The 7,145-nt window shown below is 60.4% G+C and carries 6 protein-coding genes; 2 read left to right on the top strand and 4 right to left on the bottom strand.

Annotated elements, in window-relative coordinates; genetic code table 11:
• Positions 1 to 88: 88 nt before the first annotated feature.
• Genes QMX98_RS09955 through QMX98_RS09940 form a run of 4 tightly spaced genes read right to left on the bottom strand, consistent with a single transcriptional unit; the run spans position 89 to position 3,957 of the window.
• On the bottom strand, positions 89 to 1,150 hold the full coding sequence (locus QMX98_RS09955) for an extracellular solute-binding protein (RefSeq protein ID WP_010460986.1): 1,062 nt from the start codon (positions 1,148 to 1,150) through the stop codon (positions 89 to 91).
• A 17-nt stretch (positions 1,151 to 1,167) separates the two neighbouring features.
• Positions 1,168 to 1,956, bottom strand: coding sequence for an ABC transporter permease (locus tag QMX98_RS09950; RefSeq protein ID WP_010460984.1), 789 nt, complete (start codon positions 1,954 to 1,956; stop codon positions 1,168 to 1,170).
• Positions 1,953 to 2,870, bottom strand: coding sequence for an ABC transporter permease (locus QMX98_RS09945; RefSeq protein WP_221106181.1), 918 nt, complete (start codon positions 2,868 to 2,870; stop codon positions 1,953 to 1,955). The genes QMX98_RS09950 and QMX98_RS09945 overlap by 4 nt, the downstream gene beginning before the upstream one ends.
• Before the next feature lies 1 nt (position 2,871).
• Positions 2,872 to 3,957, bottom strand: coding sequence for an ABC transporter ATP-binding protein (locus QMX98_RS09940; RefSeq protein WP_077749685.1), 1,086 nt, complete (start codon positions 3,955 to 3,957; stop codon positions 2,872 to 2,874).
• A 140-nt stretch (positions 3,958 to 4,097) separates the two neighbouring features.
• On the opposite strand from QMX98_RS09940, the gene QMX98_RS09935 reads away from it, so the two are divergent.
• Both QMX98_RS09935 and QMX98_RS09930 read left to right on the top strand, forming a co-directional pair.
• Positions 4,098 to 4,787, top strand: a complete 690-nt coding sequence (locus tag QMX98_RS09935) for a GntR family transcriptional regulator (RefSeq protein WP_010460977.1) — start codon at positions 4,098 to 4,100, stop codon at positions 4,785 to 4,787.
• Between the two features lie 146 nt (positions 4,788 to 4,933).
• Positions 4,934 to 7,045: an ATP-binding protein gene (locus QMX98_RS09930; protein ID WP_282410663.1), complete on the top strand. Its 2,112-nt coding sequence runs from the start codon at positions 4,934 to 4,936 to the stop codon at positions 7,043 to 7,045.
• The last annotated feature ends 100 nt before the right edge of the window (positions 7,046 to 7,145 follow it).

Genomic DNA, 7,145 nt, shown 5'->3' with positions numbered 1-7,145 from the left:
GGCAAGCCTCGTTCCTACAAGGATGCGCATTCCCCTGTAGGAACAAGGCTTGCCCGCGAAGGCCGCGCCTCGGTCTAAAGCCAGGCACTCAGCCCTTGAGCTTCGACCAAACCCGATCCTGCAGCTCCCGCGCCTTGTTGCTGCACTCTTTCTCCGGCCGCAAGCGCGAGGCGAATTCGTCGGGCATGTTGATGGCGTCCATGACTTTCCACTTGGCGTCGAGCAGCTTGTCGCTCTGGATGCCGTTGGCGTAGGCAATGGAATTGGACACGGCGGCGGCGTTTTCCGGTTTCATCATCCAGTCGATGAAAATCTTCGCGTTACCGGGGTGCGGTGCGCTTTTCGGCACGGCGAAGTTGTCCTGGAACATCGCCAGGCCTTCGCGCGGATACACGTATTTGATGGTGCTCTTCTGCAAGGTGGCGCGTGCGGTCGAGCCGTTCCAGTTCTGCATCATGATCACTTCACCGGAGGCCATGCGGTCGACGGTGTTGTCCGAGCTGTACATCTTCAGGAACGGTTTCTGTTTTTGCAGCAGTTCGAGGATGCGCTTGGCGTCCTGCGGGTTTTCGCTGCATTCGTCGACGTTCAGGTAATGGCTGGCGGCGTTGATCACGCTGCTGGAAGTGTCGAGGGCGGCGAGTTGCCCTTGCAGTTCCTTGCGCGGTTCGAAGAACTCTTTCCACGAATCGTCGAGCTTGCCGCCGGGCACGCGCGCGCTGTCATAAGAGAACCCGGTGGTGCCCCACAAATACGGTGCGGAGAACTTGCGGCCGGGGTCGAATACCGGATCGCGGAATGCGGGTTTCACGTATTGAAAGTTGGGCAGGGTGGAGGCGTCGATTTCCAGCAGCAGGTTCTGGTTGATCAAGGTGCGCATGATCGACTGCGACGGCACGATCACGTCATACGCCGCGCCACCGGCCTGCAACTTGGCCAGCAGGGTTTCGTTGCTGTCGTAGCCGTCCATGGTGACCTTGATCCCGGTCTCCTTTTCGAACTTGGCCAGCAGGTCGACCGGGTAATAATCGGTCCAGTTGTAGAAAAACAGTTCCTTGGGTTCGGCGGCGTGCGCGCCGAACGCAGTGAGTGCAGTGAAGCAGCTTAGGGCCAGACCGGCGACAGCGGGACGCATGCTTTTTGTTTTCATTCGAGAACGCTCCAGGCTCATTGTTGTTTACCGCGCTGTCCCAGCCAGAAGGCCAGCACCACCAGCACGATGGAAATCAACAGCATCAGGGTCGAGATCGCATTGATCTCCGGTGTTACGCCGGCCTTGATTGCCGAGAAGATGTACACCGGCAAGGTGGTCGAACCCGGGCCGGCGACGAAGAAGGTCATGATGAAATCGTCGAGGCTGACCACGAACGCCAGCACCGAACCGGACAGCACTGCCGGCCACAACAGCGGAAGCGTCACCCGGCGGAACACCTGCCACGGGTTGGCGTACAAGTCGTTCGCCGCCTCCAGCAGGCTCTTGTCCAGATCATTCAGGCGTGCGCGGATCGGCAGGTACGCGAAGGGAATGCAGAAGCCGATGTGCGCGACGATCACCGTCAGCAAGCCGAGCTTGATTCCCAGCGCCATGAACAGCAGCAGCGTGGCCACGGCGGTGACGATTTCCGGCAGGATCAGCGGCAGGTTGATCCCGCCCTCGACCATCTTCTGTCCATAGAACGGCCGGTACGTCGCCAATGCCGCGAGCAGCGCTATCGCCGTGGCGCAGACCGTGGCGATGCTGGCGACGATGATCGAATTCAATGCCGCCGTCTGGATCGACGGGTTGGCCAGAATCCGTCCGTACCAGGCGAACGAAAATTCGGTCCACACCGTTGCCGAGCGGTTGGCGTTGAAGCTGTAGGCGATCAGGACGAAGATCGGCACGTACAGATAGGCCAGGATCAGCAGGCTGACTTCGCGGGTCAGTGGCAGTTTTTTCAGGTGCAGGGCGATCATGCGGTGGCTCCCCGGCGTAGTGTTTTGGAAGCGCTGCGGCTATAGAGGGCGTAACCCACCAGCGACAGCAGCAGAATCCCCAGCAACAGGAACGACAGCGAACTGCCCAGCGGCCAGTTGCGCGCGGTGCCGAACTGCTGCTGGATCAGGTTGCCGATCATCAGCGTCTTGCCACCGCCGAGAATCGCCGGGGTGATGAAGGCCCCCAGGCTCGGCACAAACACCAGCAGGGCACCGGCAATCACCCCCGGCATCGACAGCGGCAGGATGATCCGCTTCAGCGCATGCCAGCGATTGGCACCGAGGTCGTAGGCGGCTTCCACCAGGCGCCAGTCGAGTTTTTCCAGGGTCGAATAGATCGGCAAAATCATGAACGGCAAGAAGCTGTAGACCAGCCCGACACAAACGGCGAAGTCGTTGTAGAGCAGGGTGATGCCGCCGGCCTGGGGGAACAGCGCGTTGAGGCTTTGCGCGACCCAGCCGTGCTCGCGCAGGATGATCAGCCAGGCGTAGTTGCGGATCAGCAGGTTGGTCCAGAACGGGATGGTAATCAGCAAGACCATGAGGTTGCGCCGACGCGGCGTGAGGCTCGACATCCACAACGCCACCGGAAAGCCGAACAGGAAACACAGCACGGTGGTGCCACCCGCCTGGAACACCGAGCGCAACAACGCCTGGGCGTAGACCCAGTTCAGTTCCAGTTCACCGTCGAATCCTTCCTGGAAAAACAGCTGCACGTAGCTTTGCAATTGCCAGTCGGCCTGCCAGTCGACGCCGCCATACACATTGCGCGGCAACAAACTGATGTAGCCCATGATCCCCAGCGGAATCGCGATCAGCGCCAGCAAGGTCAGAATCACCGGGCTCAGTAACAGGGCGCGGTTGAGGGCGGGAGAAGTGCTGCTGACGCTCATCTCAGGCCTCCATCAACAGGCAGGCGTGGGGCGGCAGATTGACCGCCACGCGATCACCGACCACCCGGCCACGGTTCAGGCCTTCGTTGTTTTCGCGCAGCATGACCTTGATGTCGTTGTTCAAGCGGCACTGATAAAGCGTCGCGGTGCCGACATACAACACCGCTTCGATTACGCCGCGCAGGTGATGCGGTTGCGCCGGATCGACCAGTTGCGAACGTTCCGGGCGGAAGGCCAATTGCACCTTGGCGCCGTCGAAGCCTTGAGCCGGGCAAGGAATTTCCACCGGCATGCCGCTCGGCACGAAGAGTTTTTCGTTCTGCTGGCCGCGCTTGAGGTGGCCGGGGAGGAAGTTGATGTCGCCGATGAACTGGGCGACGAATTGATGTTGCGGGCGTTCGTAAATGTCGTTGGGCGTGCCGATCTGCAGGATCTTGCCGGCGGACATCACGGCAATGCGATCAGACAGCGTCAGCGCTTCTTCCTGATCATGCGTCACGAAAATGAAGGTGATGCCGGCTTCCTTCTGTACGCGCTTGAGTTCGACCTGCATTTCCTTGCGCAGCTTGAGGTCCAGCGCCGACAGCGGCTCATCCAGCAACAGTACTTTGGGTTTCGGCGCCAGGGCCCGGGCCAGGGCTACGCGTTGCTGTTGACCGCCAGACAATTCGGCCGGTTTGCGCTTGGCCAGGTGTTGCATTTGCACCAGCGCCAGCATCTCATCGACACGCTGGGCAATTTGCTTGTGATCAAGACCCTGCATCTCGAGGCCGAAGGCGATATTCTGCGCGACACTCATGTGCGGAAACAGCGCGTAGCTCTGAAAGACGGTGTTGACCCGACGCTTGAACGGCGGCAGATCGTTGACCGGTTCGCCCGCCAGACGGATCTCGCCGTCGCTGACATGTTCGAAGCCAGCGATGGTGCGCAGGAGGGTGGTTTTGCCGCAGCCGGAAGGGCCGAGCAGGGTGAAGAATTCGTTGTCGGCAATGTCGACTGATACGTTGTCGAGGGCTGGAGCCAGTCCCGGATCGTCGGAATACCGTTTAGAGACGTTACGCACTTCGATAGCTATTGGTTGACCCATAATGGTGCAATCCTCTAATTATTGTATGCAATATCTGGATGCAATCTACAAATAACCGGATTAATCTGCCCGTGCAACCCCCTTTTTCAAAGGCTGCTCATCGCCTGGGGCCGGTTGTTTAGCGCTAAAGGAGGGTTGAAATGACCGATAAGAAACTCGAAACCACGGTCGACCGCGTCTACCAAGGGGTTTACGAGGCGATCAGCAAACGTTCGTTGCGCCCCGGCATGAAGCTCGGTGAGGCTTCGCTGGCCGAACTTTTTAATGTCAGCCGCACGTCGGTTCGTGCCGCGCTCAAGCAATTGGAAGCGGATGGGCTGGTCACCACCGAGCCCAATAAGGGGGCGTCGGTGTCGTTGCCCAGCGACGAAGAGATCCGTTCGCTGTTCGAAACCCGGCGGTTGATCGAGATCGGGATCGTCAGCGAACTCTGCCGTCGTCGGGACACCGCGGTGACCCAGGACTTGCGCGATCATTTGTTGCTGGAAGATGAAGCGCACCGCAGCGGCGACCACGAACGGCTGATTCATCTGCTCGGCGAGTTCCACATCAAACTCGCGCGGAGCCTGAACAACCCGGTGCTGCTGGACTGGTTCCAGAAGCTGATTTCCCGCGCCTCGCTGTACGCCGCCGCCCTCGACGACGACAGCCACGAGGCGTGCCGCGATGACGAACATCTTCGGCTGATCGAGTACATCGAGGCCGGCAATCAAAGCGCGGCCATCGAGCTGACCTGCATGCATTTGAATGGTATCGAGAAGGCGATCCTCGACGTTGCCGCCACACTGAAAACCGGCTACCACCCGCTCAAGCACCTGATTGAGGTCTAGCGTTCGCCACAAAAGCCCGCACGGTTTGAATCGGCTAACCTCATATGAAACCATTGGCGTCGGCGATGCTCGAAACAAACGGGCACGCGCCGTCCTCGCACTGCGATCCCGCATTTCAGTCACTCACAGGGACAAAGAGCCAGTCGATGCAGTTTCTATCTGATAGCCACGGGTGTGCCGGCTGGAACGGTGAAATGGCCGGGCGCATCCGCGCGTTCGACTGGAGCCGGACCGAGCTTGGAAACATCGACACCTGGCCCGCCAGTCTGTGCAGCACGGTGCGGCTGATGCTCGCGTCGCCACTGCCGATGGTGATGCTCTGGGGGCGCGAGGGCTACATGATCTATAACGATGCCTACTCGACGTTTGCCGGTGGCCGCCATCCGTATCTGCTGGGCTCGCCGGTCGAGTTGGGTTGGCCGGAAGTGGCCGAGTTCAATCGACATGTGGTGGATACCTGCCTGGCCGGCGGCACCTTGTCCTATCGTAATAAATTGCTGGAATTGCTACGCGACGGAGTCCCCGAAGACGTCTGGCTGGACCTCTATTACAGCCCGGTCGCCGATGATGAAGGGCGCCCCGCCGGGGTCATGGCGATGGTCGTTGAAACCACTGAATATGTGATCTCCGAACGCCGGCGCCAGGAAGCCGAAGACGCCTATCGCGCCGACAACGAACGGGTGCGCCTGGCGCTCAATGCCGGGGCTTTGCTCGGCTCGTTCGTCTGGGACATCAAGGGCAACGTGCTGTCCGGTGACGAGCGCTTCGCCCGGACGTTCTCCTACCCGACCGAGCAGAACCTGGCCGACCTGCCCGCCGACATTGCTGAAGCCAAGATTCATCCCGACGACCGCAGCTGGGTCCAGGAACGGGTCAGTCAGTCAGTGGCCACCGGCGAGCCCTTCAACGCCGAGTACCGGGTCTTGCGCCCCGACGGCAGCTATTTGTGGGTGCAGGCGAGCGGCTGCTGCGAGTTCAACGAGCAGGGCGAGCCGTTCCGTTTCCCCGGCGTGTTGATTGACATTCATGAACGCAAGATTGCTGAAGAATCTCTGCTCAAATTCACCCGCAACCTGGAGCAGCGCGTGGCCGACGAAGTCGATGCGCGGCTGGCGGCTGAAGAGCAACTGCGCCAGTCGCAGAAGCTCGAAGCCATCGGCGGCCTCACCGGCGGCGTGGCCCACGACTTCAATAACCTGCTGCAGGTGATCGCCGGCAACCTGCACCTGCTGGCGCGGCATGAGCCGGACAACGCCAACGTGCAGCGCCGGGTCAGTGCGTCGATTGCGGCCGTCGAGCGCGGCGCCAAACTGTCTTCGCAATTGCTCGCGTTTGCCCGCCGCCAACCGTTGTCGCCGGCGGTGTGCGATCCACAACTGATATTCGAAGGGCTGGGTGAGCTGTTGCAACGAGCGCTGGGGGAAACCATCCAGATTGATGTGCAGGTGCCGCAAGAACCTTGGTACATCAACGTCGATCGCAACCAGTTGGAAAATGCCATTCTCAACCTGGCGATCAATGCCCGTGACGCCATGCAGGGCGAAGGGACCATTGAGCTGAGCGCCGGGAATGTCGCGCTCGATCGTAAATTCTGTGCCGGTAAGGGCATCGCGGCGGGCGATTATGTGCGTGTCGCGGTGGCCGACAGCGGTGCCGGTATGTCGCCCGAAATACTCGGGCAGGCGTTCGAGCCGTTTTTCACCACCAAGGCCGATGGTCAGGGCACGGGGTTGGGACTGAGCATGGTGTTCGGTTTCGTCAAACAGAGCGGCGGGCACATCGAGATCTCCAGCATCGTCGGGCAGGGCACTCGGGTGCAGCTTTACTTCCCGCGCAGCTTGCGTGCGTTGCCCAGTGAAACAACATTACGTAATTCACCCCGGCAGGGCGGGCACGAAACCATCCTGGTGGTGGAGGACAACGAAGCGGTGCGCAGCTCGGCGGTGGAATTGCTGAGCGAAGAGGGCTATCAGGTCCTCACCGCGGCCAACGGCGACCAGGCGATGCAGATGTTGCTGGAGGGCGTGCGGGTGAACCTGATTTTCACCGATGTTGTCATGCCCGGCCTGATCAAAAGCTCGGACCTGGCAGCCTGGGCCAAGGTGCAGAATCCCCCGGTGGCGGTGCTGTTTACCTCCGGCCACACTCGGGACATCATCTCGCGCAATCACCAGCTCAGCCCGGATACCCATCTGCTGAGCAAACCTTATGGGCCCGAAGCCCTGACACACATGATCCACACCGTCCTCAGTGGCTAACCACGCACACATTATGGGGGGTTGAATGATCGTTCCCTCGCTCTGCGCGGGAATGATCAGGTGGGAGCACGCTCGCTCCCTAGGATTTTGTGTTTTTTCT

It is taken from the genome of Pseudomonas sp. PS02303 (assembly GCF_029959925.1).
GTDB lineage: Bacteria > Pseudomonadota > Gammaproteobacteria > Pseudomonadales > Pseudomonadaceae > Aquipseudomonas > Aquipseudomonas mandelii.
The sequence above is the reverse complement of the archived record's forward strand: the minus strand, read 5'-3'. Positions and strand labels throughout refer to the sequence as shown.

Excerpts from the sequence above, each read along its gene's own strand:
- QMX98_RS09930 (WP_282410663.1), top strand. The coding sequence starts at position 4,934 with ATGCAGTTTCTATCTGATAGCCACGGGTGTGCCGGCTGGAACGGTGAA.
- QMX98_RS09935 (WP_010460977.1), top strand. The coding sequence starts at position 4,098 with ATGACCGATAAGAAACTCGAAACCACGGTCGACCGCGTCTACCAAGGG.
- QMX98_RS09955 (WP_010460986.1), bottom strand. The coding sequence starts at position 1,150 with ATGAAAACAAAAAGCATGCGTCCCGCTGTCGCCGGTCTGGCCCTAAGC.
- QMX98_RS09940 (WP_077749685.1), bottom strand. The coding sequence starts at position 3,957 with ATGGGTCAACCAATAGCTATCGAAGTGCGTAACGTCTCTAAACGGTAT.
- QMX98_RS09945 (WP_221106181.1), bottom strand. The coding sequence starts at position 2,870 with ATGAGCGTCAGCAGCACTTCTCCCGCCCTCAACCGCGCCCTGTTACTG.
- QMX98_RS09950 (WP_010460984.1), bottom strand. The coding sequence starts at position 1,956 with ATGATCGCCCTGCACCTGAAAAAACTGCCACTGACCCGCGAAGTCAGC.